Here is a 26,322-nt window from a genome sequence, read left to right as displayed (position 1 = left end):
TCGGTCAGGGCATGTGTCCATGGCCCGAGGGGCCCGGAGGGTCAGAATGGCATTCGCCCATACCATCGCCGGCACGCGTTTCGTCTTCGATGATCTGCGCATGCTGATGGCGCGCGCGACGCCGCTGCGCAGTGGCGATGCGCTGGCCGGCGTCGCGGCGGACAGCGCGATGGAGCGGGTCGCGGCACAGCATGCGTTGGCCGATCTGCCGCTGCGGCATTTTCTGCACGAGGTCGTGGTCCCGTATGAATCCGACGACGTGACGCGGCTGATCATCGACAGCCACGACCGTATCGCCTTTGCGCCGATCGCCAGCCTGACGGTGGGTGGGTTTCGCGATTGGCTGCTGACCGTCGATGAAGCGGCGTTGACCCGTATCCGCCCCGGGCTGACGCCGGAGATGGTCGCCGCGGTATCAAAGATCATGCGCCTGCAGGATCTGGTCGCGGTGGCGGCGAAATGCCGGGTGATCTCGCGCTTCCGCAACACCTTGGGCCTGGCGGGAACGCTGTCGATCCGCCTGCAACCGAACGACCCCGTGGATGATCCGCGCGGTGTCGCGGCACAGATCCTGGATGGGCTGATGCTCGGCGCCGGGGATGCGGTGATCGGGGTGAATCCCGCGACCGACAATGTCGAAACCCTGTGCCGGCTGTTGGAGTTGCTGGACGGAGTCAGGGACCGGCTGGATATCCCGACGCAGACCTGTGTCTTGTCGCATGTCACCACCACCATGCTGGCGATGCAGCGCGGCGCGCCGGTGGACCTGGTGTTCCAGTCCATCGGCGGCACGCAGGGCACCAACGAGTCCTTTGGCGTCACCCTGCCGCTCTTGGCCGAGGCGCGGGCAGCGGCCTTGGCCCTGGGTCGCGGCACGCTCGGCCGCAACGTGATGTATTTCGAAACCGGCCAGGGCAGCGCGCTATCGGCCAATGCCCATCACGGCGTCGACCAGCAAACGATCGAGACGCGCGCCTATGCCGTCGCCCGGGCCTTCGATCCGCTGCTGGTCAACAGCGTCGTCGGCTTCATCGGGCCGGAATACCTCTACGACGGCAAGCAGATCATCCGGGCAGGGCTGGAGGATCATTTCTGCGGCAAACTCCTCGGCCTGCCGATGGGGGTGGATGTTTGCTACACGAACCATGCCGAGGCCGACCAGGATGACATGGACGCGCTGCTGACCTTGCTGGGGGCCGCGGGCGTAACCTATGTGATGGGTGTGGCCGGCGCGGATGACGTGATGCTGGCCTATCAATCGACATCCTTCCACGACGGGCTTTATGCCCGCGCGCTGCTGGGCCGGCAGCCCGCGCCGGAATTCGCTGCCTGGCTGGCGCGCAATGGCGTGGCGCCGAGCAGCGATACGGGCGCCCTGCCGTCCCGGCTGTTGAAAGCCTTGCCGTGACCGCGCCGCGCCTTTGGCGCGACCTGCGGGGGATGACCACGGCGCGGGTCGCACTGGGGCGGGCCGGCAATGCGGTGCCGACCGCATCGCATTTGGCCTTCCAGGCCGATCATGCGGCGGCGCGCGACGCGGTATGGTCGGCGCTGGACGCGGCGGCGCTGGTGGCCGAGGCCGCCAGCCTGGACCTGCCGATCCTGCGCGTCGCGAGCCAGGCAGTGGACCGGCGAAGCTATCTGCTGCGGCCGGACCAGGGGCGGCGGTTGCGCCCGGCGGACCTGGGCGTGCTGGAGGCATCGGCACATCCCGGCGCCGTGGTCTTCGTCGCCGCCGATGGTCTTTGCGCGCTTGGCGTCCAGGCGCAGGCCGTCGCGGTTGTCTCGGCCTTGCTGGACCCCCTGCGCCGTCTGGGATTTGTGCCCGGACCCTTCGTCGTGGCGGAACAGGCGCGGGTCGCCTTGGGCGACGAGATCGGCGGCGCCTTGGGGGCCTTGGCGGTGGTGATGCTGATCGGGGAGAGGCCGGGATTGTCCTCGACCGATAGCCTGGGGGCGTATCTGACCTGGGGGCCGCGGGTCGGGCGGACGGATGCGGAGCGCAATTGCATCAGCAACATCCGCCCGGGCGGCCTGTCGCCGCCGGCGGCGGCGGCGAAAATCGCCTGGCTGCTGGCCGGGGCCAGGGCGCAATCCGGGACGGGCGTCGCGCTGAAGGATGAACAGCCGGAAGCGCCCTTGGCCTTGGGGTAGGCGTCGTTATCCTGCCAGGACCCCGTGTTGGCGCAGAAAGCCGAGGAGAGGCAGGATAGGAAGGCCCAGAATCTCGTCCTGGCTGCCTTCGATCCGCTCAAAAAGCTGAATGCCGGGCCCTTCCACGCGATAGCCGCCGACCGAGGCCAAGACCGCATCGCCTTCGGCCGCCAGATACGCGTCCAGCACCGCGTCGGAAAATTGGCGCATCGTCATGCGCGGCGTCGCCACATGATGCCAGATGCGCCGGCCATGGCGCCAGACGACGATGGCGGTCGGCAGCATGTGGGTTTTGCCGCGCAGGACCATGAGCTGCGCCCGGGCCGCGGCCAGATCGGCCGGCTTGTCGAAGCGATCATCGCCACAGACCAGCATCTGGTCGCCGCCGATGACCAGCAGATTGGGGTCCCGCATGGCCAGGCGCCGCGCCTTGGCATCGGCCAGCATCAGCGCCGTGTCGGCGACCGGCATGCCCTCGGCCAGGGCCGCGGCCTTCAGCGCGTCTTCATCGACATGCGCGGCGCGCGCTTCGAACACCAGGCCGGAGGCGCGCAGCAGACCGGCGCGGCTGGCGGATGCCGAAGCCAGCAGGATCGGCGGATCCTCGGCCTGGATCATGACGCGAGGGGTTTTGCCTGCTTGGCATCACGCCGGCGCTGGTGCCAGGCCTCCATGAGCTGGACCACGGTGGCCGCGGTTTCCTCGATCGACCGGCGGGTCACATCGATCACCGGCCAGCCGCGCGCCCCGCAGAGGCGCCGGGCCGCCAGGATTTCGGCCTTTACCGAGTCAGGATCGACGTAGTCATTGGTGTCCTGCCGCACGCCACCCGCGCCGATCAGCCGCAACCGGTGGCGGCGGATGTCGATCAGGCTGTCGGCGTCGATGGTCAGCCCGATGATCGGGCAACCGATGGCATCCAATTCGATCGGCAGCACGGCCCCGGGCACCAGCGGGATATTGGCCGCCTTGATGCCGCGATTGGCGAGGTAGAAGCAGGTCGGCGTCTTGCTGCTGCGGGACACGCCGACCAGCAGCACATCGGCATCATGCACGCCGGCCGTGCTCATCCCATCATCATGCGCCAGCACGTAGTGCATGGCATCGATGCGGCGGAAGTAATCGGCGTCCATCACATGCTGCGCGCCGCGCTTGGCCTGGGCGCGTTCGCCGATCGCCTGCTGCATGAGGTCGAGCACCGGGTCCAGCACGGAAAGACATCGCACGCCCAATCGCGCGCATAATTCCTCCAAGGCCAGGCGCAGGCTGCGATCGACCAGGGTGAAAAGGACGGGGCCAGGTTCGGCCTGGATGCCTTCCAGCACGCGGTCGAGTTGCAGCCGCGAGCGGACCAGCGACCAGCGGTGCTGGACGACCATCGGTTCCTCGAACCGTGCCAAAACCGCGCGGGCCATGGAGTTCAGCGTGTCCCCGGTGCTGTCGGAGACGAGATGGAGGTTTGTCATGCGGTGGGGCATTGCCGGGATGGTTCGAAGCCGCAACTGGGGATAACGGGGACAGTCATGACGGGTCCACATCGCGACCGCCGGATATGGGGATAAGACGTGCGGAGCGAGCGCCTGGGGACGTGATTCGCGGGGGTCGAGGGGCAAACCCGGGACATCGACGCCTCGGCGGCCTTTGGACTGGGCATTCCGGCCATCCTCCCTTGTGCAGAACCCTGTGGAGCGATCAGGGGCGCATTGCCTCCCCATGATTCACAGGGCCTACAAATCACTACCATCTTTCTTCTTATCTTCAATTCAGGGATTAGAACGGCATGCAAACCGGCAAACCGATGCTTCGCGTGCTTTCAGGTGAGAGCGTCTGGCCACCTCCCGCCTGGTTGATGCGCCAGGCGGGGCGCTATCTGCCGGAGTATCGCGAATTGCGGGCGCAGGCCGGGGATTTCATCGCGCTCTGCACCAATCCCGCCCTGGCGGCCGAGGTTACCTTGCAGCCGTTGCGCCGCTATGGCTTCGACGCGGCGATCCTGTTCAGCGATATCCTGATGGTGCCATGGGCCCTGGGGCAGCCGTTGCGCTTTGCCGAGGGCGAGGGGCCGCTGCTGGAGCCGATCCGCGATGCGGTGGCCGTGGCGAAACTCGACCCGACGGTGGTCGCCGCCCGCGCGGCCCCGATCATGGAAACGGTCAGTCGCCTGCGCGGTGCGCTCGATCGCGATTTCCCGAGCACGGCGCTGATCGGTTTCGCCGGCAGCCCGTTCACGGTCGCCTGCTACATGGTCGATGGCCGCGGTGGCGGCGAATTTCCGGCCACGCGGCTGCTGGCCCATCGCGATCCGGTGCTTTTTGCCCAGTTGATCGCGGTCCTTGAGGCCTCGACGGTCGCCTATCTTGAGGCGCAGGTCGATGCCGGCGCCGAAATCCTGCAATTGTTCGATTCCTGGGCGGGTGTTTTGCCGCCGGATGGTTTTGCCCGATGGGTGGTCGAGCCTACGGCACGCATTGTGGCGGCTCTGAGGGCCAGCAGGCCCCATGTCCCGATCATTGGCTTTCCCCGCATGTCAGGGGCGTCCCTGCCTGCCTACGCCGTCCGCACGGGCGTGCAGGGGGTGTCCATGGATACGTCGATGGACCCGGCCTGGGCCGCGGGCGCGGTTCCGGCGTCGATCGCGGTGCAGGGCAATCTGGATCCGCTGGCTGTCGTTGCTGGCGGGGCGGCGCTGGAGGCGGGGACGCGGCGTGTGTTGCAGGCGCTGCGTGGTCGCCCGGCGATCTTCAACCTGGGCCATGGGATCGTGCCCCAGACGCCACCGGACCATGTCGCGCGCCTGATGGAGATTGTGCGGGCCGACGGGAAATAGCCCGGCGAAATAATATAAAGTCAGGATTTTCTTCGCCACGCGATGATTCTCGTGTGGCGAATGATTTTCAGGGAATTTTCCCCGGAAACGATTTCAAACCGGGGAAATTCCGATCCATTCAGGGAATCAGAAGCGTGCTTCCGGTCGTCTGACGCGCTTCCAAGGCACGATGGGCCGCAGCGGCTTCCTTCAGCGGCCAGGTCTGGTTGACCCGGATCTTCACGGCGCCGGATGCAACCGCTGCAAACAGGTCGGCGGCCGAAGCGACCATATCCTCGCGCTTGGCGGTGTAGGTCGCGAGCGTCGGGCGCGTCAGGTAGAGCGATCCCTTGGACGCGAGGATGCCGATATCGAAGGGCGGCACGGGCCCGGAGGCATTGCCGTAGGACACCATCATGCCGAGCGGGGCAAGGCTGGACAGCGACGCATCCCAACTGTCCTTGCCGATGCTGTCATAGACGACCGGCAGCATGGCACCGCCGGTGATGTCCTTCACGCGCGTCGGCAGGTCTTCGCTGTTGAGCACGATGTGGTCGGCGCCATGCGCCAGGGCCAGGTCGGCCTTGGCCTGGGTCGACACCGTGCCGATGACCGTGCAGCCCAGGGCCTTGGCCCATTGCACCAGGATCAGCCCGACCCCGCCGGCCGCGGCATGGACCAGGATGGTCTGCCCCGCCTGCACGCGAAACGTCCGGCGCAGCAGGTATTGGGCCGTCATCCCCTGCAGCATCATGGCCGCGCCCTGTTCGAAGGAAATGCCATCGGGCAGCTTCACCAGGCGATCAGCCTTGATGGTGCGGGTTTCGGCATAGGCGCCGACCGGACCGGAGGCATAGGCGACGCGGTCGCCGATGGCGACCTCGGTCACGCCTTCGCCGATCGCCTCGACGATGCCGGCGCCTTCCATCCCGATGGTCGCGGGCAGGGAGGGCAGTTTGTAGAGCCCGGTGCGGAAATAGACGTCGATGTAGTTCAGCCCGACGGCGCGGTGGCTGACCAGGGCCTCACCCGGCCGCGGGGTTGGCGTTGGCACTTCATCCCAAGAAAGGACCTCGGGGCCACCATGCTGGTGGATGCGTATCGCATGGGTCATCTTGTCGTTCCCTGGTTAGGCAGTCGAAACACCCCACGGCTCATTCGGTCTTCGTGGGCCAGCAACCACTTCTTGGTTTGAACGCCATCGCCGCCGGAATAGCCACCAAGGCGGCCTTGCCCGGCAGTGACCCGATGGCATGGAATCAGGATCGGCAAGGGATTGCGCGCATTCGCCTGCCCGATGGCGCGCGCGGCGGTGCCCACGACGGCCGCGACTTCGCCATAGGACATCGTCTGGCCGAGGGGAATCGTTTGCAGGCAGGCCCAGACCCGTTGCTGGAATGGCGACCCATCCGGGGCAAGCGGCAGGTCGAACTGCGAAAGCTGCCCGTCGAAATAGGCGTCGAACTGCCGTTTGGCTTCGGCCAGCAACGGGTGTTCCGACGTGTCCAGGCTTGCGCCGCCGCCACGACCCCACTCCAGCGCCGTCAGCCCATCGGCCGAGGAGAAGAGCGTGATCTCACCAAGGGGAGTATGGAAACTTGCTTGTCGCATCGCGCCCTGATCACCGTGTTTGGGCGCTTTTTCACGCAACTCGTCAAGCATGGCGCGTCCGGCCCGTCTGGCTGTAAAGGAAAGCGGTGTCTGATCGAGGCCGATGTGACCGAACCCGACCCGCCGCTATTCTATAAGTGCCATATTTTCGTCTGCTGCAATAAGCGACCCGATGGCCATCCGCGCGGATCCTGCGCAGCCCGGGGGAGCGAGAAGCTGCGCGACTACATGAAGGCACGGATGAAGGAGCTTCGGGTTCCCCAGTCCCGGGTCAATAGCGCCGGCTGCCTGGAGCGCTGTGAGTTCGGCCCAGCCCTTGTGATCTACCCCGAAGGCGTCTGGTACCAGGCCAGGACCAACGCCGATATCGACGAAATCCTCGATACCCATATCCTGCATGGCGGCCGGGTCGCGCGCCTGATGCTGACCGAGCACGACGTGCCGCCACCCAAGGCTTGAAGCGTTTCACGTGAAACAGGGCGGCACCATCTTCGCGCTCGCCACCGCCGCCATCGCCGCCCCGGTCGCCATCATCCGGCTGTCCGGCAGCGGCTGTGGGGGGCAGGTCGCGCCACTTGTGGGTAGCCTGCCGCCCGCCCGCACAGCGGGTATCAGGTCATTGCGCAGGCCCGGATCGGCCGAGGTGCTGGACCGCGCCCTTGTCCTGTGGTTTCCCGGCCCCCGGTCCGCCACGGGCGAAGACGCCCTGGAACTGCACCTGCACGGCGGCCTGGCCGTCGTGGCGGCGGTGACGGAGGCCTTGGTGACCCTTGGCTGCCGCCCCGCGGAGCCGGGCGAATTCTCCCGCCGCGCCTTCCTCAACGGCAAGCTCGACCTGACCGCGGCCGAGGGCATCGCCGATCTGGTGGCCGCCGAGACCGAGGGGCAACGACGCCAGGCCATGCGCCAGGCCAGTGGCGGCCTGGCGAAGGAATTGATCCGCTGGGATCAGGATCTGCTCCGGCTTCTGGCGCATCAGGAAGCCAATATCGAATTCGCCGACGAAGGCTTGCCCACCGACCTGGACCAGACTGTCCGTGCGGGCATCGGCCGGCTTCAGCAGGATTTGGCCGCCCATCTCAAGGCCGGCGAAAAGGCGCGCCGGCTGCGTTCGGGTGTCAGCGTCGTGATCCTGGGTGCGCCCAACGTCGGCAAATCATCGCTGCTGAACCATCTGGCGCGGTCGGATGCGGCTATCGTGTCCCGCCACCCAGGCACCACGCGCGACATCGTCGAGGTGCGGCTGGACCTGGATGGCATACCCGTGACCCTGTCCGACACCGCCGGCATTCGGGACACCGTCGATGAGATCGAAGCGGAGGGCATCCGCCGCGCCCTGGAGAAGGCCGACATCGCGGACCTCGTGATCCTGATGACCGCGCCGGACATTCCGGCAGGTGCAGATCTGCCGCCAATGGCCACGCCCGTTCTGCGTGTTTCGAACAAGGCTGACCTGTTGGCAGCCCCAACCGAAGGCCTTGTCATGTCCACCCTGACCGGGGCCGGGCTTGACGCTTTCGATGATGTGTTGCGGCGGCAAGTGAAAATGCTGGCGGGGGTCACGGCCACGGCGGCACTCTCCCGGCCGCGGCATATCGCGGCGGTGTCCGAGACCGCCATCTGGCTTGCGACGGCCCTGGACGCCGCGATGCCGGAGATTGTCGCGGAATGCCTGCGCGCCGCCCGGCGCACCCTCGGGCGGATCACGGGGCAAGGCAGCACGGAGGCGGTGCTTGATGCCGTGTTCAGGGACTTCTGCATCGGCAAGTAGCGGCGCTATAGGCAGCGCATGACTGACAGATACGACGTGATTGTGGTGGGGGGCGGCCATGCCGGCACCGAAGCGGCCGCCGCCGCCGCGCGCTGCGGCGCACGCACGCTTCTGCTGACGCACAACAAGGCAACCGTGGGGGAGATGTCCTGCAACCCGGCCATCGGCGGGATCGGCAAGGGGCATCTGGTGCGGGAGGTTGACGCGCTGGACGGGCTGATGGCCCGCGCCGCCGACCAGGCGGGCATCCATTTCAAATTGCTGAACCGCAGCAAGGGACCCGCCGTGCGCGGCCCGCGCGTGCAGGCTGATCGCCGCCTGTATCGCGAAGCCATCCAGGCCCTGCTGCGCGACACCGCCCTGCTGACCATCGCCGAGGGCGCCGCCGAAGCCCTGGAACGCAATGGCAACGGCCGGCTGTCCGCCATCATCTGTGCCGATGGCCGCCGGATCCCCTGCGGCGCCGCCGTGGTCACGACAGGCACGTTCCTGCGTGGCGTCATTCATGTGGGCGATACGCAAAACCCTGCCGGGCGGATGGGCGAAGCAGCTTCCGTCGGACTGTCCGATGCCTTGCGCAATCTTGGCCTGCCGCTCGGCCGGCTGAAGACCGGCACGCCGCCGCGGCTGGATGGGCGCACCATCGACTGGGCGGCGCTGGAAATGCAGCCCGGCGACGAGGTGCCGGAACCGCTGTCCTGGATGACCGACGCCATCACCCTGGCACAGGTCCAATGCGGCATCACCTGGACGACACCGGACGTCCACCGGATCATCACCGCGAACCTCACCCGCGGCCCCGTCCATTCGGGCCGCATCCAGGGCGTCGGCCCGCGCTACTGTCCGTCGATCGAGGACAAGGTCGTTCGCTTCGCCGATCGCGAACGGCACCAGGTTTTTCTGGAACCCGAGGGTCTGGACGACCACACGGTCTATCCGAACGGCATCTCCACCAGCCTGCCGGTGGATGTGCAAGCCGCCATGATCGCCGCCATTCCCGGGCTGTCGCGCGCAAAGATTCTGCGCCCGGGCTATGCGGTCGAATACGATCACGTCGATCCGCGCAGCCTGCTGCCAAGCTATGAATGCCGCGGCATTCCGGGGCTGTTCCTGGCTGGCCAGATCAACGGCACGACCGGCTATGAGGAGGCCGCGGCCCAGGGGATCATGGCCGGAATCAACGCCGCCGCCATGGCCTCGGGCGATCCGACCCCGCGCGTGCTGGCGCGGTCGGAGGCCTATATCGGGGTGCTGACCGACGACCTGACCCTGCAAGGGGTATCGGAGCCTTACCGCATGCTAACCGCGCGCGCCGAGCACAGGCTGGCGCTGCGCGCCGACAATGCCGGGCTGCGCCTGACGGAAACGGGTATCGCCTGGGGCTGCGTCGGCCCCGAGCGCGCCAGGCGCCATCGCGCCTTTGCGGGCGCGATCGACGACGCCATGGCCCGCGCCCGTTCGGAAACGCACACCACATCGGCCCTGCAGAATGCCGGTGTGCCGGTCAACCAGGACGGCAAGCCGCGAAGCATCCTCGACGCGATTGGCCTGCCGGAGGCGGAATGGAGTTCTGTGGTCGCCGTAGCCCCCTGGCTCGGCGACCTAAGCCCCAATGTGCAGTCCCATTTGCGCGCAGAGGCGCTCTACGCGCCCTATCTGGACCGTCAGGCGGATGAACTTTCGCTTATCCGGCGGGAAGACCGGGTCGCCGTGCCGCGTGGCCTGGACTTTTCCGCCGTCCCGGGCCTGTCGCGGGAGATGCAGCACAGGCTTGCCCAATCCGCACCACCCACGCTTGGCGCCGCCGGGCGCATCGCGGGCATCACGCCGGCGGCGCTGACCGCCCTGGCCGTCCATCTGCGCCGGTGTTCCACGTGAAACGCACCGAGCATCTTCTGGACCTGCTCATTCGTTGGAACCAACGCATCAACCTGGTGGCCAAGGCCGATCGCGACACGTTGTGGCAGCGGCATGTGGTCGATTCCGAGCAATTGCTCGACCTGCTGCCACCGGGCCAGACGCCTGCGGCCGACCTCGGGTCCGGCGGTGGATTTCCGGGCCTGGTGCTGGCGTGCCTGTCCGATCGCCCCTGGCATTTGGTCGAAGTGGATCGGCGCAAGGCCGCGTTCCTTGTCGCCGCCGCTGGTGAAATCGGGCTGCCAAACGTCCGGGTCCATGTTGCGCGGATCGAGGATGTGGTCCTGCCGCCCCTTGGCGTCTTGACCGCGCGCGCGCTTGCACCGCTTGGCACCTTGCTCGGTTTCGCCGAACGCCTGCTGGCACCTGACGGCGTCGCACTCTTCCCCAAGGGCAGAAATGCAGAGGCGGAGTTGACCGCGGCACGCCCCGACTGGCACATGGCCCTGGAGCGGTTCCCCAGCCGGACCGACCCCGACGCCACCATCTTCCGCATTTCCGGGATCCGCCGTGCCGGCCCCTGACTCCAAACAACCGCGACGCATCGTCGTCGCGAACCAGAAAGGCGGCGTGGGCAAGACCACGACGGCGGTGAACCTTGCGACGGCGCTGGCCAGCCGCAAGCGCGTGCTGCTGATCGACCTTGACCCCCAGGGCAATGCCTCCACCAGCCTGGGCCTGCCGCGCAGCGAACGTGGCGCCGGCACCTATGCGGCGCTGCTCGGCAGCCATCCGCTGCCGGATCTGTTGCGCGCGACGAAAATCCCGAACCTGTCGGTGCTGCCGGCCGATTCCGACCTCGCAGGGGCGGAGATCGAGATGGTGGATTTGCCGGAACGCGAATTCCGCCTGTCGGTCTGCCTGGAACGCGCGGCCGATGCCCTGGCCACCTACGACCACATCCTGGTCGATTGTCCCCCGTCGCTCGGCTTGCTGACGTTGAACGCGCTGGTGGCAGCCGATTCTGTGCTGGTGCCGTTGCAGACGGAATTCTTCGCGCTGGAAGGCGTCTCCGCCCTGACCCGCACCATCGAACGGGTGCGCGGCAACCTGAACCCGAAACTGGCGCTGGAGGGCATCGTGCTGACCATGTTCGACCGCCGCAACAACCTGTCCGTGGCGGTCGCCGCCGATGTTCGTGCGCATTTCAAGGATAAGGTTTTCCAGACCGTGATCCCACGCAACATCCGCATCACCGAGGCGCCGTCGCACGGCTTACCTGTGCTGCTCTACGATATTCGTTCGGCAGGGGCGTTGGCCTATATCGAACTCGCTGCCGAATTCCTGCGCCGCGAACGCCGTTTGGCGCGCGTATGAGCGGCCGCAAACCTCCACGCCTCGGCATGGGGTTGTCCGCCCTGCTGGGCGATGCCGGGACCAGTGCGGCGCAATCCCCGCGCAGCCTGGCGGTCACGGCATTGGAACCGGGTCCTTTCCAGCCGCGCGGCCCGATCGCGCAATCGGAATTGGCGGATCTGGCGGCCTCGATCCGCGCCCATGGCGTGTTGCAGCCCATCCTGGTCCGGCCAAAACCAGGAAACCCTGGCCAATACCAGATCATCGGCGGTGAGCGTCGTTGGCGCGCATCCCAACTGGCGCAACTGCACGACGTCCCAGTCATCGTCCGCGACCTGGATGATCGCACCGCCATGGCCGCCGCCTTGGTCGAGAACCTGCAACGCCAGGACCTGAACGCGGTCGAGGAAGCCCTCGGCTACCAGCGCCTGATCGGCGAATTCGGCCTCACCCAGGACGCATTAGGCCAATCCGTCGGCAAATCCCGCAGCCACGTCGCCAATACGCTGCGCCTTTTGGGCTTGCCCATGCCGGTGCGGGACATGCTGTCCGATGGCCGGCTGACAGCGGGCCATGCGCGCGCCCTGCTGACGGCCCCCGATCCGGAACGCCTGGCGGCGCTGGTCGTCGCCAAGGGGCTGAACGTGCGCCAGGCGGAAGCCTTGGCCAACCAGGCGCCCCGCCCCGGGCCATCCCACCGCGCCCGCGACACGGATTCCGAGGCCGTGGTCCGCGACCTCATGACGCGTCTTGGTATCAAGGTGGAACTGCGCCGCTCCGGCCGGGGCGGCCGGCTGACCCTGCATTACGCTGATCTGGACCAGTTGGACGGGCTGTTGCGCCTGCTGATGCCGGACGCCTAACGCTGCCGGGCTGCGGCCCGGTTTGCCAAGGTCATCAACAACTGCCGCGCCAGGGCCGCATCCGGTACGGGCGGCCGTCCCGTTCCACCGCTTTTGGCCCGTTCCTCCGCCTCCAGCGCCGCTTGGGCGGCCGCGGCCAGCATCGCCGGCGACCATCGCCGTAGCGCCTGGCCGAACGCCGCCTGGCCCCGGCCAAACACCTGCGGCCGCAGCCCCGCCATGGCATCGGATGGGCTGGCCCCACGCTCGACCGCTACCGCCGCTTCGCGCAGCCGCACCAGATGCCGCAAGATCGCCCGCAGCACCGCGACCGGCGCCGCGCCATCGGCGAAGGCGCCCGCGACCGCCCTATCCGTCCCCGCCACGTCGCCGACCATGGCCGCGGCCAGCGCGTCATCCAGATCGGGGCCACTGCCATCGCCGCCGGAACTGGCCAGCAGCGCCGCCTCGTCCAACACGCCGCCGCGGCCGGCGTAGAGCGCCAGGCGCTCCACCTCCCGCCGCACGGCCTGGCGGTCGTCCGGGGCGCGGGCGGCGATCCAGTCGAGGGCGGCGGCATCCGCCTCCACCCCCTCGGCCGCGAACATCCGGCGCAGGGTGGCCACCAGCGTGTCGCCGCGTTCCGGGGCGCAGAGGATCGCGCAGGCATCGGGCGCCGGTTCCACCAGGTCCAGCAGCTTGCAGCGCTTCTTCAGCGCCCCCGCTTCCGCCAGGATCAGCGCCTCCCCCGGCGCCGCCAGCGCGGCTTTCAGGGCCGGTGCCAGCGCATCGGTCGCGTCCCGCACGCGCACCACGCGGCGCCCCCCGGTCAGCGCGCCGGCGGTGGTTTCGGCGATCAACGCGCCCGGGCGGGCAGCGGCTTCGCGGGACAGTTCGGCAAAGCGGAATGGATCGGGGTCGCCGATCACGGCCGCGATCAGGGCGGCGCTGCGTTCCTGGACAAGGCCCTGGTCTTCGCCATGCAGCAGGATCAGCCGCCAGGCGGCCGGATCGGCCAAAACCCCGGCGACCCGGCGGGCATCCAGCCGCGCCACGCCGGTCAGCCCGCCGGCTGGCTGCGGAAATACAGGGCCAGCCGCGTCACGATGTCGTCGGAAAGAATCTCGATCAGGCGCCGTATCGCCTCTTCCTGCGCGAAGTCCGATGCGAAGAACTGGTTGTCCAGCACGTCGTAGGACTCAAAGCTGCGCGCCCGCCCCGCGGTCAGGGCGACAGGCGGCGTGCCCAGGACCACCAGGGTCCAGGGGGCGGCGCCATTGTAGCGCACGCGCGACAAGGTGCCGTCCCGCCGGAACCCCAGCGGATCGGCCGCGATCGTCAGTCCGGTGCGGATCTCGTAGCGCGCCGCGACGCCGGTGCCGCGCGGGTTCAGCTTTTCCTGCAAGGCCCTGCGGAACAGCTGCCCGGTCCGCTCGCCCTGCAAGGCGACCTGCACGGCGGCCAGTTCGCGCGTCACCCGTTCCTCGTAATCCGGCGTGGCGGACCGTCCCTCCGGCGCATACATCGGCCGGAAGCCGCAGCCGCCCAGGCTCGCGGCCGCCGCCAGCCCCAAAAGACCGCGGCGGGTGGCGCGAGGCTCAGGCAACGAAATTGACGATCCGGCCGGGGACATGGATGCGCTTCCTGATCGGCTTGCCAGCGATGGCACGCTGCACGTTCACATCGGCCTCCGCCAGGGCGAAGATGTCCGCCTCGGGCAGCCCGATGGGGATTTCCAGGGTCGCGCGCAGCTTGCCCATGACCTGGATCGCCAGGGTCATGGTGTCGGTCGCCAGCAGCGCCGGATCGGCTTCGGGCCAGGGCAGTTGGGCGGCCAGCGGGCCAGGCTCGGGCCGCAGCAGCGCCCAGCATTCCTCGGCCAAATGCGGCATCATCGGCGATGCCAGGCGGCACAGCATTTCCAGCGCCTCGCGCCGCGCAGCACCCTGCACCTCGCTGTCGCCGATGGCATTGGCCAGTTCGTGGATGCGCGCGACGGCGACGTTGAAGGCAAAGGTTTCCAGCGCCTCGGTCACCGCGGCGATGCTGCGATGGGTCACCTGGCGCAGGCGCTTGGATGCGTCGTCTGTCGGCATCGGCGCATCGGTCGGCGGCAATTCGGCCGCGAAGACCAGGCGATAGACGCGCTGGCTGAAGCGATAGGCGCCGGCCACACCGCCCTCGGTCCATTCCATGTCCCGCTCGGGCGGGTTGTCCGACAGGATGAACCAGCGCGCCGTATCCGCGCCGTAGCGGTCGATGATCGCGCCCGGATCGACCGTGTTGCGCTTGGACTTGCTCATCGCCTCGACGCGGCCGACCGTCACGGCCTCACCGGTGTCGCGGTGCACGGCGGCGCCGGGGGCGGTCACATCGACCTCGGTCGGGTAGAGCCAGCGCCCATCCGCGCCCTTGAAGGATGCGTGCGTCACCATCCCTTGCGTGAACAGCCCGGCAAACGGTTCGGAAATCCCGACCTCCCCCGCTTCGCGCATCGCGCGGGTAAAGAAGCGCGAATAGAGCAGGTGCAGGATCGCGTGCTCGATGCCGCCGATATACTGGTCGACCGGCAGCCAGGCATCCACGGCAGCCCGCACCACCGGCACATCTGCCTTGGGCGAGCAGAAGCGGGCAAAATACCAGGAACTATCGACGAAGGTGTCAAACGTGTCCGTCTCTCGCCGCGCGGGCTTGCCGCAGGATGGGCAGGCGATGTGCTTCCACGTCGGGTGATGGTCCAGCGGATTGCCGGGGCGGGAGAAATCCACATCCTCCGGCAGCCGGATCGGCAGGTCGCTGGCGGCGACCGGCACCACGCCGCAGTCGTCGCAATGCACGACCGGGATCGGGCAGCCCCAATACCGCTGGCGCGACACGCCCCAGTCCCGCAGGCGCCAGTTCACGACCCCCTGGCCGGCGCCCTGGGCCTCCAGCCGGTCGATGGCGGCGCGTTTGCCGGCGGCGACGTCCAAGCCGTCCAGGAAGCCCGAATTGGCCAGCACGCCATCGTCGGTGAAGGCGGTGTCGCCCACCTCCTCCGTGCCGACCACGGTGGTGACGCTCAGCCCGTATTTGCGGGCGAATTCCAGGTCGCGCTGGTCATGCGCCGGGCAGCCGAAAATCGCGCCCGTGCCGTATTCCATCAGCACGAAATTGGCGATCCAGACCGGATAGGCCTTGCCCGTGAAGGGATGCAGCACCGTGAAGCCGGTATCGAAGCCGCGCTTTTCCGCCTGTTCGATCGCGACCTCGCTGGTGCCCATCGCGCGGGCTTCGGCGATGAAGGCGGCGGCGGCGGGGTTCTGCTTCGCGGCGGCCGTGGCCAGGGGGTGTTCGGCCGCGACCGCGATGAAGGACATGCCGAACAATGTGTCGGGTCGCGTGGTGAAAACCTCGACCTCGGCCGTGTCATCGACGGGGGTGGAGAGCGCGAAACGCACCCGCGCGCCCTCGCTGCGGCCGATCCAGTTCGCCTGCATCGTTTTGACGCGATCCGGCCAGCGGTCCAGCCCATCCAGCGCCGCCAGCAGGTCGGGCGCGAAGTTGGTGATCCCGAAGAACCACTGCGACAGCTTCTTCTTTTCGACCGGCGCGCCCGATCGCCAGCCGCGGCCGTCGATGACCTGTTCATTGGCCAGCACGGTGCCGTCCACCGGGTCCCAGTTCACCCAGGATTCACGGCGCCCCACCAAGCCCTTGGCCAGGAATTCCAGGAACAGCGCCTGCTGCTGGCCGTAGTATTCGGGATCGCAGGTGGCGAATTCGCGCGACCAGTCGATCGACAGCCCCATGCGCTGCAATTCGGCCCGCATCGCGGCGATGTTGGCATAGGTCCAGGCCGCCGGATGCGTGCCGCGTTCGCGCGCCGCGTTTTCCGCCGGCAGGCCAAAGGCATCCCAGCCCATCGGATGCATGACCAGGTGCCCGCGCGCGCGCTTGTAGCGCGCGACGACGTCGCCGAGCGTGTAGTTCCGCACATGCCCCATGTGGATTTTTCCACTGGGGTACGGGAACATTTCAAGAACATAGTACTTCTTGGCGCCAGGCGGCGGCACATCCGGTACCGACGCGATCGCGCGATCATTCCATGCGGCCTGCCAGCGCGGCTCGGCGGCAGCAAAATCATAACGGACGGGGGCAGGACTATCGTTCATCGGGCCGATTGCGCGTGTTGAGACCGCACGATTAGGGTGCCGCAGCCTCCAAGGGAAGGCCGCTTGCCGCCTTCCCTGTCATGCAATCCGCCCCGGCCGTCAGCCCGAGGCGCTTTGGCTCCGCAATTCGCGGGCGCGGGACAGGACCTTGTCCTCCAGCTCCGACCCTGTGCTGGCGCTGACCGGGGAATCGATCCAGGTATTGCCGCGCAATTCCTGGCGGAACACCACCACCCGCACGCCATCCGACCGCAACTGCCGGCCCAGGATATAGGCCGTGGCGCGGAAGCGTTCGTTCGGTGCGGCCGGCGGCGCATACCAGTCGGTGATGACCACGCCGCCAAAGGGATCGGCCGAGGCCAGCGGCATGAAGGACAGCGTGTCCAGGGTCGCGCGCCAGAGGAAGGCGTTGACGCCGATCCCCGATGCGCCACCAGAACCGGCGCCCGCGCCGCCCTGGTTCGACCGGTCGGTGCCGACGATCAGGATGCCGTTCTCGTTTCCGCTCAGGCGGCCACGCACCGACGCGCGGCGGCTGTCGTCGCGATACTCATCCTGGCCGGGAATACGGCTGTTTTCGCTGGTGCAGGCGCCCAGCACCAGGGCTGCACCGCAGGCGGCGATAAGCGAGGAAGTGAAACGATTCATTTTGGCGGTTCCGCGAAGCGTCCCGATGACGGCGCATCCTTAGCCGCACAACGCGCGCCACGCAAAGGCTGGCGCTTGCAGCGAAGATCGCAACGAAAAAGGGCGGCAGGTTTCCCCACCGCCCTTCGTCCGATGTCCCCTGTGGTGGCAGCCGGTCCCTGGTTGCCCAGGGGCCGGACCGCCAGCCAATCAGAAGGCCAGGCGCGTCCCGACGACGAGCACCTGAGCTTCACGCGAGGTCGAGGTGAAGGTCGAGCCGACCGGGGCGATGTTGAACGGGTCGTTCTTGTCGTCCATCCAGGTGTAGTTGGCGATCAGGTCCATGCCCGGAGCCACGGTGTAGGCAGCGCCGATGCCGTAGATCGACTGCGTGCGGTTGCCAGGGCTGGCACCGTTCGCGAGGGTGGGGTTGTCCTGCTCGCCCTGACCGTAGAACGCGCCGAACGCCAGGGCGCCCGTCGTGTAGGTGGCGGACACGACGTAGTGGCTGCTGCCGTTCAGCGTGCGCGGCAGAGCCGTGCGGCCGACGGACTGCAGGGCGTAGTTGCCCCAGGTGTATTCGCCGCCGACCGTGAAGCCGTAGGCCGACAGGTTCAGGCCGACCGTGTAGGCCGTGATCTGACGCAGGTTGTTGAGCGCGGTGCCCGTGGTCTGCGCCGCGCCGCCGGTCACGGCGCCGATCGTCGCCGGATCCATGAACATGCCGCCGAAGCCGGCCGCGATGCCGACGCCGCTGAACGTGCCGCGGTAACGCAGGCCGTAGGAGACTTCGTTACGCGTGGTCGTACGGTCGCGCTGACCAACGGCGCCCTGCGCCGCGGCCGGGCCGGTCGGCTGGAAGGCGGTGCCGAGGTAGTAACGCTCACCTTCGCCCGCGTTCGGCGCGTAGGACACGCCGGCGTCGAAGCCGTAGAACTGCGGCGACAGGTAGATGATCTTGGAGGAGTCGCTGCCGTCGTTGATGGCCGTGAGCAGCGAAGGCGAGGAGCCGTTCGTCGCGCGCAGACCCGAGGAGGACGGACGCAGACCTTCGTCCCAGACGCCGTCCGAACCCATGCCAGCGATCATCGGCGCGCGAACCTGCAGCAGGTTGGCGGCGCTGTCTTCGTCACCGAAGCGGATGGTGCCGAGCGTCGGGGTGCTGACGAAGGCATAGGCCTCGTCGACGTCCAGCGTCGTGCCCGGCGAACCGGCGCCGACGTTGTCCATCTGCAGTTCCATCGTGGCACCGTAGACGAGGCCGTTGGCGGCCTTGCCGGTCACGAAGACCTGGATTTCGAAGTCGGTGTAGAAGTCGTTCTGGTCGCGACCGAAGGTACGGGTCGCGTTGGCCGGCTGGCCAGCGGCCGGGTTGGCCACGACGGCGGCCTTGTCGGCGGTGTCCTGAACGTTGAACCAGGCGGTGCCGAAGTAACCACCAATACGAACCGTGGGGGCCGTCTGCGCGGAAGCGTCGTGCGCCCCGAACAGTGCAGCCGCGGCAACCGCAGTGGTGCCGAGCAGAAGCTTGCGCATACCCAAATCCTCCTCAGGCCAGGTTTCCCTGGCAATGAATGATCCGCCCGCCCCCCCAGGGTGCTCGCCCCCAACATGGGGGTGGCTGAATCTGACGGCACAATGACCCAGCGCATGGAGACGCGGCAATGGTGCGAACGACCCTAGCGCGACATCCTTGAGACACTGTGACCCGAATGACACAGCGCCCTGTTGCGGTGCGACACTATTGCCTGATCGCCACCAGGGCCCCGATCGCCGCCAACCCGTTCGCCCAGCCTGGCAGACGGCCCGCCGTCGCCGGCGCCACGCCGCCCAGCGCGATGACCCCCGGCAGCCCCCGCCGGCACGATCCGGCCAGCCGCGCCCAGCGATGCGGGCCGAGTGCCGCCGCGCCAGGATGGCTCAAGGTCGGAAAGGCCGGTGAGACCAGCCCGGCATCGGCCCGCAGCCGGCGCCCGCGCGCCAGCCCCGCCCGCCCATGCACGGCCACGGTCAGCCGCGCCCAGGGCGCGCCGCCACGCCGCGCCAGAAGAAAGGGCAACAGCCCCGCGGCCGCCCGGCGGTCCGGCACATGCAGCCCGGCCCGCAGCCGCAGCGCCGCCCGCCCGTCACCCGCGACCAGCAGCACGCGCCCCCTGGCCCGGCACAGCCGCGCCAGCCCCACCATCACACCTGGCGCCTGGTCGCGCGCCAAAACCCCCGCCGCCCCGCGCGGCCCAGGTAGCCTGGCCGCCGCCGCGCGCAGATCCGGCAATCGCTGCGCATCGCCGACCAGCCACAACCGCGGCCACCCCGCCGGCGCTGGCTTGAGCCGTCGGGCCGCCGCCCATAGGGTCCGCCCACCGTTCACGAAAGCCACCCATGACCACGATCGCCGACAACCTGGCCCGTATCCGCGACCGCATCGCCGCGGCCTGCGCCAAGGCCGGGCGCGACCCCGCCGGCGTCACCCTGGTCGCCGTGTCCAAGCTGAACCCGGCCGAGGCCGTGATCGAAGCCCTCGCCGCCGGCCAGACCGTGTTTGGGGAAAACCGGGTCCAGGAAGCCCAGTCCAAATTCCCCGCCCTGCGCGCAACCCACCCGGACCTGCGCCTGCACATCATCGGCGGGCTGCAAACCAACAAGGCGCGCGACGCGGTCGAGGTCGCGGACGTCATCGAAAGCCTGGACCGCCCCCGCCTGGCCGCCAGCCTCGCCGCCGCCATCAAGGCCACCGGCCGCACACCGGGCCTGATGGTCCAGGTCAATACCGGCGACGAACCGCAAAAAGCCGGCATCCCCCGCGCCGAGGCCGAAGCCTTCTGCAACACCTGCCGCGACGAATACGGGCTGACCCTCTCCGGCCTGATGTGCATCCCCCCGGCCGAGGCCGACCCCGCACCCCACTTCGCCTTCCTCGCGGACCTGGCAGCGCGCCAAAACCTGCCCCTGCTGTCGATGGGCATGAGCGGCGATTTCGAAACGGCCATCGCCCTCGGCGCCACGCACGTCCGCGTCGGCACCGCGATCTTCGGCAGCCGGGTGCCGGGGGGCTGAGGTCGCGCCGTGGAAGGGGCTTTGCCCCCGCCACACCTCCCCCACCAAGGGGCCGTGGCCCCTTGGAACCCACGGCGTTTGGCAAGAGAAAGAGAGGGGCGTCGCGGAACCGCGACTGATCAGGGGCGCGCCATGCCCCTCTCTTTCTCTTGCCAATACATCGCGCCGGTCCAGGGGCGGCGGCCCCTGGTGGGGTGAGTTTGAGAGGGGCGAAGCCCCTTTCAAAGCGCCGCCTTCCGCTCCCCAGCGACCCGTCAGACTCGCTTCCAGGTCAGTACCAGCACGTCGCGGCAGGATGGCAGGGTCGGGTCGGTGGGTGCGATGGGGCTGACGCCGTGTCGCACGCGGGTGTCGTCCAGCACGGCCGTGTCCAGCATGCCGTCCAGGGTGAATTGTGCGAGCGGTCTGCCGTCCAGTGCCGCCACCACGGTCTCGCCACCGGTCAGGTTGGTGCGCGCGATCATGGCGATGATGACGAGGTCCACGCCGTCCTGGTGCACGCCTTCGGGTGTCGGGTAGCCGGGTAGGCCGGCAGCGGCCTCGATGCGGAACTGGTGCATTTCGGTGAACCAGTCCCGGGCGCCGAACAGCGTATCGGCGGCGCCGCGCCCCAGTTCCAGCAATGCGCCGAGGACCGCGCTATCGCCCACCGCCGCTTCGACCGGCGCGAACCAGCGGTCCACGCCGCCGTTCAGGCTGTTGTGCACGCTGGCCTGGAAATGCGGCCGGTGTTCGCCCCGGCGCTGGCCGGGGACGCCGGCGACCGCGGCGAAATTGGCATGGCGCCGGCGGCGATAGCGGCCGCCATCGGCCATGAACCCATCGGTTTCCAGCCGCGACCAGGATGCGGCGAAATCCGCCAGGGCCGTGGGCGTCGCGGTCGCACCCAGCAATCCCGCCATTTCAAGCGGGGCGATCCGGTAGAACCCCTGTTCGGTCAGGGCCGCCAGCGCCGAGGGCGGTGCCTTGCGCACGGCGCTCATGACGGCCGGGCCTGGCCGATGGGCGGGACATCGCCGGTCATGCCGGCCAGGACTTCGGCGACGTGGCGCACTTTCACGGGGCTATCCTCACGCGCCAGGCGGCCGGCCATGTTCAGCAGGCAGCCCAGGTCGCCGGCCAGAAGCGTGTCGGCGCCGGTCGCGGTGATGTCGCGGGTTTTGTCGGTGACCATGCGGGTGCTGATTTCTGGGTATTTGACGCAGAAGGTGCCGCCGAAGCCGCAGCAGGTCTCGGGTTCGGCCATTTCCCGCAGGGCCAGGCCCTTCATGCCGGCCAGCAGCGCGCGCGGCTGCGCCTTCACGCCCAGTTCGCGCAGGCCCGAGCAACTGTCGTGGTAGGTGACGGTGCCATCATACCCCGCGGCAACCCCCGCCATGCCGCGCACATCGGTCAGGAAGGCGATGAGTTCGAAGGTCTTGGCCCCCAGCGCCTCGGCCCGGCCGCGATAATCGGGGTCGTCGTCGGCGAAGAGCCCGGCATAATGGTGCCCGATCATGCCGCCGCAGGAGCCGGAGGGGGCCACCACGTAGTCATAGCCCTGGAAGGCATCGATCACGCCGCGCGCGATCGCCCGCGCCGTCGCGCGGTCACCGGAATTGTAGGCGGGCTGGCCGCAGCAGGTTTGTGCGGGCGGAACCTCGACCATGCAGCCGGCGGCTTCCAGCAGGCGAATGGCCGCGAAGCCGACCGTGGGCCGATAAAGGTCCACCAGGCAGGTGACGAACAGGGCAACGCGCGGCCGGGTCTGCGACATGGCAACATCCTATGCCGACTGCCCCCGGGCGCAACGGCCCGGCGGCTACTGTGCCGCGGCGGTTTCGGGGGCCGGGGTTGTTTCCGGCGCGGGCTGCTCCAGCACCGCGCGCGGGATCAGCACCCAGAATTGCGCATCGTCGCGGGTGCGGCCGGCGGCTTCCCCGGCGGCATCGCCCCAGCCGAAGAACAGGTCGCCGCGCGCCCGCCCGCGGATCGCCCCGCCGGTGTCCTGCGCCATGGTCAGCCGGTGGAAGGGTGCCCCGGTCAGCGGATCGCGCCCCACCAGGAACACCGGCGCGCCCATCGGCACATGCGCCCGGTCCACCGCCAGCGACCGCCCGGGGATCAGCGGCACGCCGAGCGACCCTGGCGGACCCTCGTCCGGGCGCAGCCCCTCCATCACGCGGAAGAAGATGAAGGACGGGTTTTCCGCCATCAGCGCCGTCGCCTCGGCCGGTGGGGCTTCCGATAGCCAGGCGCGGATGGCCTGCATCGACATGCGTTCGCGCGGAATGGCGCCGCGGTTCAACAGGATGCGCCCGATCGGCACATAGGGATGGCCATTCTGCGCCGCGTAGCCCAGGCGCAGCACCTTGCCATCCGCCAGCAGGACCCGGCCAGACCCCTGGATGTGCAGGAAGAAGGCGTCGGCGGCGTTGTCGACATAGGCGAGTTCCAGCCCGCGCCCGGCCAGCGCGCCGGATTCGATCGCGGCGCGGGAGGGCAGGCTGGGCGGGCGCGCGCCCGGGCGCATCGGCGGCAAGCCGTGCCCGGACATCAGTTCCGGCGGGGCGGCAGGCTCGGCCGAGGCGTCCAGCGGTTCGACGACCTGGGGTGGTGGCGTATCCGGCTTGGCGATCGGGTCGGCCGGGACGGGTGTGCGCACGCCCGCGATGGCCTGTTCATGCGCCGGGCCCACCACCGCCCCCGCGCGTGGCAGGTTGGCCGGGTCCGGCCAGGTCGGGCGCGGCACGCCGGCCCAAGGCGGCGCGACCGCCACGGCCACGGCCGCCCGGCGCAGCAGCGGTGCCGGAGCCTCCACCACCGGCGGTGGCGGGGGCGGTTCCTCGGCCGCCAGGGGCGGGCGGGCGTAAAGGGGGGTGCGGTGGCGCAGATCGGCTTGCCGTGCGCCGCGCAGCACCGGTTCATAATACCCGGTCAGGATCCCGGTGCCGAGCGGCACCGCCACCAGATATGTGTCCAGCATGGCACGAAAGGCGGCGTCGCGTGCCTGGCGGGCCTCGGCCACGGCCTCACGCTGGGCGATGGCGGCGGGGGTATTGCCGCGTCGCGGGGCTTCGGGCAGCGGGAATTGCCGCGCCAGATCGGCCGCGGCCTCACACAGCCCACGCCAGGCGGCGGGGTTGGCCGCGCGGGCGACGATGGAGGTTTCGGGCGGGTCCGGTTCGGCCGTGGCGGCGCGTGGCGGGGCCGGTGTCAGCAGCGGGCGGTCGGGCGGCATCGCGGCCCAGGCGCCGCAACTGATCGTCAGCGCATGCCAGGATTTGGCCGGGGCTTCCGTATCCCAGCCCGGCAAGGACGACGGCAGGGCCATCGGCTGGCCAGCCGCATCACCCGCGGCGATGCCGCCGAGCAGCGCGGATGCGACCAGCGCCAAGCGACCTGGATTCCGGCGGCCTGGATCCCGGCGACCTGGATCCCGGGGAGTTGGATACCTTGGCGCCGCGCCCAATTGGACTGCGCCAGATCGACCCCTCCCCGGCGCTGTTATGTCTTTGCCGCCGACCATGCGCCCAACATGGCGCCGCTGCCGCCAAAACCCAAAAGCAAAAATACGCGCGCCCCGCGAACGGGGCGCGCGGTCAGGCCGACCGCGTGCCGATCAGGCGCCAGGTCGGGTCCTTCACCGCCAGGTCGCGCTGGAAGGTCCAGACGTCGGTGATCTCGGTCACCGCATCGGCGCCCGCCACCGGCAGGCCATCGCCGCCCGTCGTGACATTGACCTGGTCGGAGACGATCCGCACCGCCACATCGGCCACGGTGCCGCGCAGGTCCGCCGCCTCGATCCCCATTTCCTGGATCGAGCGGATTTCCGTGCGCTGGGTTTCGTTGGCCTGTTCGCGCTGGGTGATCGCGCCCTCGAACCCGGCATAGGTGTCGTCCGACAGCAGGGATCGCAGGGTGACGCGGTCGCCGGCGGCAAAGGCCTCCACGATCATGCGAAAGGCGCCCTCGGCCCCGGCCATGAAGCCGTTCGGCTCAAAGCCCGGGTCGATGGACTGCATCCGGGTCAGGGTCTGGATCATCGGCGAACTGGCGTCCGGCAGCACCAGGCGCGGCCCGCCGGCGGCGGGGGCGACGCGGGGCGCTTCGGATTCCGCCGCGCGCGGGCCGGCGGGCGGTGCCGCGCGCTGGTCCACCGGTGGCCGTTCGAAGCCGGTGCGCTTGCCCAGCACGCCGCGCAGACGCAGCACCAGGAAGGCAGCGACCATGCCGAACAGGATCAGGTCAATCGGAAAGCCGCCTTGCATCATACGCTCCTTTGTCGCCTGTCACTTAGGCACGCGGCATGGTCACCGCAACGTCAATCGTGAATTGCGTGCAACGTCATTCTTGCATCGCACGCCGAGTCGGGCGCGCATACCAGCCCCGGCCATTGCCGTTATGGGCCACCGCCGCTACGCCCAGCGGCAGCTCTTTCAGGACACACTGCGCATGATCCTGCTTCGCCACGGACAAAGCGAGTTCAACCTTCACTTCACCGCGACGCGGCGTGACCCGGGGATCGTCGACCCGAAACTGACCCCGCTTGGGCATGAACAGGCCGCCGCCGCCGCCGTCGCGCTGTCGGCGCGGCCGATCCGGCACATCATCAGCAGCCCCTATACCCGCGCGCTGCAAACCGCGGCCCCGCTGGCGGCGGCCCTGGGCCTGCCGGTCACGGTCAATCCGCTGGCGCGGGAACGCTACGCCTTCACCTGCGACGTCGGCAGCCCGCGCACCGAACTGGAGATGGCCTTCCCGGCACATGATTTCTCGGTGATCGACGAAATCTGGTGGCCGACGATCGAGGAACCGGAGCCCGAGGTCCGCGCCCGCGCCGCCCTGTTCCGCGCCGAGATGGCGGCGCTGCCATCCTGGCGGGACGCGGTGGTGGTGGCGCATTGGGGCTTCATCCTGGCGATGACCGGCGTGTCCGTGCAGAACGGCAACTGGCTGGAATGCGACCCGACCGCGCCGCCACCCGAGAAGATCGTCTGGAAGGTCTGAACCGGAGGTCACCAGGGTGTTGAATATTGGGGAGGTTGCGCTTTGAAAGGGGCTGTTCGCCCCTCTCAAACTCTCCCCACAAAGGGGCCGTGGCCCCTTTGAACCCACGACGTTTGGTAAAATAAAGCGAGGGGCATAGCGCGCCATTGATCACAGGTGCCCCTGCGATGCCCCTCGCTTTATTTTACCAATATTCCGCCGGTCCAGGGGCGGCGGCCCCTGGTTGGGGGAGGTGTGGAGGGGGCGAATAGCCCCTTCCACGGCGTAACTTCCCAATATTCATCCCCCGTCACGGTCGCGTTCCCCCTGTCGGCGGGCCGCAGGTCCCGGCCAGCGCGCAGGCCAGGCGGTCCGCAACCTGCGGGTTCGCCGGCGGGGCAGTGGCGACGGGCGGCGCGGCCGGCGCGGCCTGCTGCCTTGGTGCCGGTTGCGGTGCCTGTGCCGTCGGCGCGGGTCCGCCTTGCACTGATGCGCCGGGCGCGGGCCGGTCGATCGGCTGCGGCGCCTGGATGCTGGCGCCGGCCTGTGGGCGATCGATGGGCGTCGCCGGCGCCACGAATTTGCCGGGGGCGCCGCCGGTGCGCGGTAGGGTATTGGGTCTTGGCGGGATGGTCGCGTAGGGCGGCGCCGGCGGGATTTCCAGTTGCGCCTCCGGCGACATCTGGCGTTGCTGCTGCGCCGGGGCGCGCGCCCCGGCCGGGGTCAGGTTCAGGTTACAGGGCGATTCACCCACGATGCCACGGGCGTGGATCTGGCTTGGCGTGACGATCACGCCGTCGAAGGTCGCGAAGCCGCCGCGCGGCAGGCTGCCTTCCAGCCGCACCAGATGCGTGACCCCGACATCCACGATCCGCCCCGTCACGCTGTTCGACCCGAAGCGGAGCGTCAGGACATTGTTCGCGACCCGTCCGCGCGCCTGCGTGCTGCCGCGGTCGAAGGCGTCGCGGGGAACGCAATCCACCGTGCCGAACCAGTCGCCATCGTAGCCCTGCGCCAGCACGGGCGCCGCGCCGAACGACAGGACGGCAATCAGGGGCCAGGCCCGCATCGTCACGCAATACCTCCTACACGCCGGGCAGGGGCACGGCACCGACTAGATAA

Annotated in this window: 26 protein-coding genes; 11 read left to right on the top strand and 15 right to left on the bottom strand. The window is 68.9% G+C overall.

Annotation, left to right across the window (positions count from 1 at the left end):
- The first annotated feature begins 46 nt into the window (after positions 1-46).
- Positions 47-1,408: an ethanolamine ammonia-lyase subunit EutB gene (locus tag ACQW02_RS25190; protein ID WP_431282661.1), complete on the top strand. Its 1,362-nt coding sequence runs from the start codon at positions 47-49 to the stop codon at positions 1,406-1,408.
- A 32-nt stretch (positions 1,409-1,440) separates the two neighbouring features.
- Positions 1,441-2,154 carry an ethanolamine ammonia-lyase subunit EutC gene (gene eutC, locus ACQW02_RS25185; protein ID WP_431285969.1) on the top strand — a complete coding sequence of 238 codons (714 nt, stop codon included), beginning with the start codon at positions 1,441-1,443 and terminating at the stop codon, positions 2,152-2,154.
- 6 nt (positions 2,155-2,160) lie between these two features.
- Here eutC and ACQW02_RS25180 read toward each other — a convergent pair whose 3' ends face one another.
- Both ACQW02_RS25180 and ACQW02_RS25175 read right to left on the bottom strand, forming a co-directional pair.
- Positions 2,161-2,772 (bottom strand): Maf family protein, encoded by a 612-nt coding sequence (locus ACQW02_RS25180; RefSeq protein ID WP_431282660.1) that lies wholly within the window; start codon positions 2,770-2,772, stop codon positions 2,161-2,163.
- On the bottom strand, positions 2,769-3,632 hold the full coding sequence (locus ACQW02_RS25175) for a pyruvate, water dikinase regulatory protein (protein WP_431282659.1): 864 nt from the start codon (positions 3,630-3,632) through the stop codon (positions 2,769-2,771). Before ACQW02_RS25175 ends, ACQW02_RS25180 begins: the two co-directional genes overlap by 4 nt.
- 302 nt (positions 3,633-3,934) lie before the next feature.
- Between ACQW02_RS25175 and hemE the strand changes: the two genes are divergently transcribed.
- Positions 3,935-4,981, top strand: a complete 1,047-nt coding sequence (gene hemE / locus ACQW02_RS25170; protein WP_431282658.1) for a uroporphyrinogen decarboxylase — start codon at positions 3,935-3,937, stop codon at positions 4,979-4,981.
- A 118-nt stretch (positions 4,982-5,099) separates the two neighbouring features.
- On the opposite strand, the gene ACQW02_RS25165 is transcribed toward hemE, so the two are convergent.
- Positions 5,100-6,074 carry a quinone oxidoreductase family protein gene (locus tag ACQW02_RS25165; RefSeq protein WP_431282657.1) on the bottom strand — a complete coding sequence of 325 codons (975 nt, stop codon included), beginning with the start codon at positions 6,072-6,074 and terminating at the stop codon, positions 5,100-5,102.
- Entirely contained in the window at positions 6,071-6,622 is a 552-nt protein-coding gene (locus ACQW02_RS25160) for a methylated-DNA--[protein]-cysteine S-methyltransferase (protein WP_431282656.1), read from the bottom strand. Before ACQW02_RS25160 ends, ACQW02_RS25165 begins: the two co-directional genes overlap by 4 nt.
- A 54-nt stretch (positions 6,623-6,676) precedes the next feature.
- Between ACQW02_RS25160 and ACQW02_RS25155 the strand changes: the two genes are divergently transcribed.
- The 6 genes from ACQW02_RS25155 to ACQW02_RS25130 are packed head-to-tail and all read left to right on the top strand — an operon-like array spanning position 6,677 to position 12,418.
- Positions 6,677-7,030, top strand: coding sequence for a (2Fe-2S) ferredoxin domain-containing protein (locus ACQW02_RS25155; RefSeq protein ID WP_431282655.1), 354 nt, complete (start codon positions 6,677-6,679; stop codon positions 7,028-7,030).
- Positions 7,031-7,040: 10 nt separating this feature from the next.
- Positions 7,041-8,342: a tRNA uridine-5-carboxymethylaminomethyl(34) synthesis GTPase MnmE gene (gene mnmE, locus ACQW02_RS25150; RefSeq protein ID WP_431282654.1), complete on the top strand. Its 1,302-nt coding sequence runs from the start codon at positions 7,041-7,043 to the stop codon at positions 8,340-8,342.
- An 18-nt stretch (positions 8,343-8,360) separates the two neighbouring features.
- Entirely contained in the window at positions 8,361-10,220 is a 1,860-nt protein-coding gene (gene mnmG, locus ACQW02_RS25145; protein ID WP_431282653.1) for a tRNA uridine-5-carboxymethylaminomethyl(34) synthesis enzyme MnmG, read from the top strand.
- Positions 10,208-10,783 carry a 16S rRNA (guanine(527)-N(7))-methyltransferase RsmG gene (rsmG, locus tag ACQW02_RS25140; protein WP_431282652.1) on the top strand — a complete coding sequence of 192 codons (576 nt, stop codon included), beginning with the start codon at positions 10,208-10,210 and terminating at the stop codon, positions 10,781-10,783. The genes mnmG and rsmG overlap by 13 nt, the downstream gene beginning before the upstream one ends.
- Positions 10,770-11,576 carry a ParA family protein gene (locus ACQW02_RS25135; protein WP_431282651.1) on the top strand — a complete coding sequence of 269 codons (807 nt, stop codon included), beginning with the start codon at positions 10,770-10,772 and terminating at the stop codon, positions 11,574-11,576. The genes rsmG and ACQW02_RS25135 overlap by 14 nt, the downstream gene beginning before the upstream one ends.
- Positions 11,573-12,418, top strand: coding sequence for a ParB/RepB/Spo0J family partition protein (locus tag ACQW02_RS25130; RefSeq protein ID WP_431282650.1), 846 nt, complete (start codon positions 11,573-11,575; stop codon positions 12,416-12,418). Before ACQW02_RS25135 ends, ACQW02_RS25130 begins: the two co-directional genes overlap by 4 nt.
- On the opposite strand, the gene holA is transcribed toward ACQW02_RS25130, so the two are convergent.
- The 6 genes from holA to ACQW02_RS25100 form a co-directional block, all read right to left on the bottom strand.
- Entirely contained in the window at positions 12,415-13,452 is a 1,038-nt protein-coding gene (gene holA, locus ACQW02_RS25125; RefSeq protein ID WP_431282649.1) for a DNA polymerase III subunit delta, read from the bottom strand. The genes ACQW02_RS25130 and holA overlap by 4 nt on opposite strands.
- A gap of 5 nt (positions 13,453-13,457) precedes the next feature.
- A complete protein-coding gene (gene lptE / locus ACQW02_RS25120) occupies positions 13,458-14,003 on the bottom strand; it encodes an LPS assembly lipoprotein LptE (RefSeq protein ID WP_431282648.1) in 546 nt (181 codons plus the stop codon).
- Positions 13,996-16,551 carry a leucine--tRNA ligase gene (leuS, locus tag ACQW02_RS25115; protein WP_431282647.1) on the bottom strand — a complete coding sequence of 852 codons (2,556 nt, stop codon included), beginning with the start codon at positions 16,549-16,551 and terminating at the stop codon, positions 13,996-13,998. Before leuS ends, lptE begins: the two co-directional genes overlap by 8 nt.
- Positions 16,552-16,650: 99 nt before the next feature.
- A complete protein-coding gene (locus ACQW02_RS25110; protein ID WP_431282646.1) occupies positions 16,651-17,199 on the bottom strand; it encodes a DUF3576 domain-containing protein in 549 nt (182 codons plus the stop codon).
- A 189-nt stretch (positions 17,200-17,388) separates the two neighbouring features.
- Entirely contained in the window at positions 17,389-18,714 is a 1,326-nt protein-coding gene (locus ACQW02_RS25105) for a porin (RefSeq protein ID WP_431282645.1), read from the bottom strand.
- A gap of 205 nt (positions 18,715-18,919) precedes the next feature.
- Complete coding sequence (locus ACQW02_RS25100) at positions 18,920-19,477, bottom strand: thiamine phosphate synthase (RefSeq protein ID WP_431282644.1); 558 nt, start codon at positions 19,475-19,477, stop codon at positions 18,920-18,922.
- 80 nt (positions 19,478-19,557) lie between these two features.
- Here ACQW02_RS25100 and ACQW02_RS25095 point away from each other — a divergent pair, with 80 nt between their 5' ends.
- Positions 19,558-20,232, top strand: a complete 675-nt coding sequence (locus tag ACQW02_RS25095; RefSeq protein ID WP_431282643.1) for a YggS family pyridoxal phosphate-dependent enzyme — start codon at positions 19,558-19,560, stop codon at positions 20,230-20,232.
- 254 nt (positions 20,233-20,486) lie between these two features.
- On the opposite strand, the gene ACQW02_RS25090 is transcribed toward ACQW02_RS25095, so the two are convergent.
- From ACQW02_RS25090 to ACQW02_RS25075, 4 genes are all read right to left on the bottom strand, one after another.
- Positions 20,487-21,215 carry a 2OG-Fe dioxygenase family protein gene (locus ACQW02_RS25090; RefSeq protein WP_431282642.1) on the bottom strand — a complete coding sequence of 243 codons (729 nt, stop codon included), beginning with the start codon at positions 21,213-21,215 and terminating at the stop codon, positions 20,487-20,489.
- Positions 21,212-21,988, bottom strand: coding sequence for a (Fe-S)-binding protein (locus ACQW02_RS25085; RefSeq protein WP_431282641.1), 777 nt, complete (start codon positions 21,986-21,988; stop codon positions 21,212-21,214). The genes ACQW02_RS25090 and ACQW02_RS25085 overlap by 4 nt, the downstream gene beginning before the upstream one ends.
- Before the next feature lie 45 nt (positions 21,989-22,033).
- Positions 22,034-23,608 (bottom strand): MltA domain-containing protein, encoded by a 1,575-nt coding sequence (locus ACQW02_RS25080; RefSeq protein ID WP_431282640.1) that lies wholly within the window; start codon positions 23,606-23,608, stop codon positions 22,034-22,036.
- A 205-nt stretch (positions 23,609-23,813) separates the two neighbouring features.
- Positions 23,814-24,482: a Tim44/TimA family putative adaptor protein gene (locus tag ACQW02_RS25075; protein ID WP_431282639.1), complete on the bottom strand. Its 669-nt coding sequence runs from the start codon at positions 24,480-24,482 to the stop codon at positions 23,814-23,816.
- A gap of 184 nt (positions 24,483-24,666) precedes the next feature.
- Here ACQW02_RS25075 and ACQW02_RS25070 point away from each other — a divergent pair, with 184 nt between their 5' ends.
- On the top strand, positions 24,667-25,221 hold the full coding sequence (locus ACQW02_RS25070) for a histidine phosphatase family protein (RefSeq protein WP_431282638.1): 555 nt from the start codon (positions 24,667-24,669) through the stop codon (positions 25,219-25,221).
- Positions 25,222-25,510: 289 nt separating this feature from the next.
- On the opposite strand, the gene ACQW02_RS25065 is transcribed toward ACQW02_RS25070, so the two are convergent.
- Positions 25,511-26,269, bottom strand: coding sequence for a hypothetical protein (locus ACQW02_RS25065; RefSeq protein WP_431282637.1), 759 nt, complete (start codon positions 26,267-26,269; stop codon positions 25,511-25,513).
- Positions 26,270-26,322: the final 53 nt, after the last annotated feature.

It is taken from the genome of Humitalea sp. 24SJ18S-53 (assembly GCF_050632385.1).
GTDB lineage: Bacteria > Pseudomonadota > Alphaproteobacteria > Acetobacterales > Acetobacteraceae > Humitalea.
This window is presented reverse-complemented; position numbering and strand designations above follow the sequence as displayed.

Coding starts and splice junctions, on each gene's coding strand:
- ACQW02_RS25065 (WP_431282637.1), bottom strand. CDS start 26,269: ATGCGGGCCTGGCCCCTGATTGCCGTCCTGTCGTTCGGCGCGGCGCCC.
- ACQW02_RS25070 (WP_431282638.1), top strand. CDS start 24,667: ATGATCCTGCTTCGCCACGGACAAAGCGAGTTCAACCTTCACTTCACC.
- ACQW02_RS25160 (WP_431282656.1), bottom strand. CDS start 6,622: ATGCTTGACGAGTTGCGTGAAAAAGCGCCCAAACACGGTGATCAGGGC.
- ACQW02_RS25090 (WP_431282642.1), bottom strand. CDS start 21,215: ATGAGCGCCGTGCGCAAGGCACCGCCCTCGGCGCTGGCGGCCCTGACC.
- ACQW02_RS25180 (WP_431282660.1), bottom strand. CDS start 2,772: ATGATCCAGGCCGAGGATCCGCCGATCCTGCTGGCTTCGGCATCCGCC.
- ACQW02_RS25110 (WP_431282646.1), bottom strand. CDS start 17,199: ATGAATCGTTTCACTTCCTCGCTTATCGCCGCCTGCGGTGCAGCCCTG.
- ACQW02_RS25085 (WP_431282641.1), bottom strand. CDS start 21,988: ATGTCGCAGACCCGGCCGCGCGTTGCCCTGTTCGTCACCTGCCTGGTG.
- mnmG (WP_431282653.1), top strand. CDS start 8,361: ATGACTGACAGATACGACGTGATTGTGGTGGGGGGCGGCCATGCCGGC.
- leuS (WP_431282647.1), bottom strand. CDS start 16,551: ATGAACGATAGTCCTGCCCCCGTCCGTTATGATTTTGCTGCCGCCGAG.
- eutC (WP_431285969.1), top strand. CDS start 1,441: ATGACCACGGCGCGGGTCGCACTGGGGCGGGCCGGCAATGCGGTGCCG.
- ACQW02_RS25175 (WP_431282659.1), bottom strand. CDS start 3,632: ATGCCCCACCGCATGACAAACCTCCATCTCGTCTCCGACAGCACCGGG.
- ACQW02_RS25165 (WP_431282657.1), bottom strand. CDS start 6,074: ATGACCCATGCGATACGCATCCACCAGCATGGTGGCCCCGAGGTCCTT.
- ACQW02_RS25105 (WP_431282645.1), bottom strand. CDS start 18,714: ATGCGCAAGCTTCTGCTCGGCACCACTGCGGTTGCCGCGGCTGCACTG.
- ACQW02_RS25075 (WP_431282639.1), bottom strand. CDS start 24,482: ATGCAAGGCGGCTTTCCGATTGACCTGATCCTGTTCGGCATGGTCGCT.
- ACQW02_RS25130 (WP_431282650.1), top strand. CDS start 11,573: ATGAGCGGCCGCAAACCTCCACGCCTCGGCATGGGGTTGTCCGCCCTG.
- ACQW02_RS25095 (WP_431282643.1), top strand. CDS start 19,558: ATGACCACGATCGCCGACAACCTGGCCCGTATCCGCGACCGCATCGCC.
- hemE (WP_431282658.1), top strand. CDS start 3,935: ATGCAAACCGGCAAACCGATGCTTCGCGTGCTTTCAGGTGAGAGCGTC.
- ACQW02_RS25190 (WP_431282661.1), top strand. CDS start 47: ATGGCATTCGCCCATACCATCGCCGGCACGCGTTTCGTCTTCGATGAT.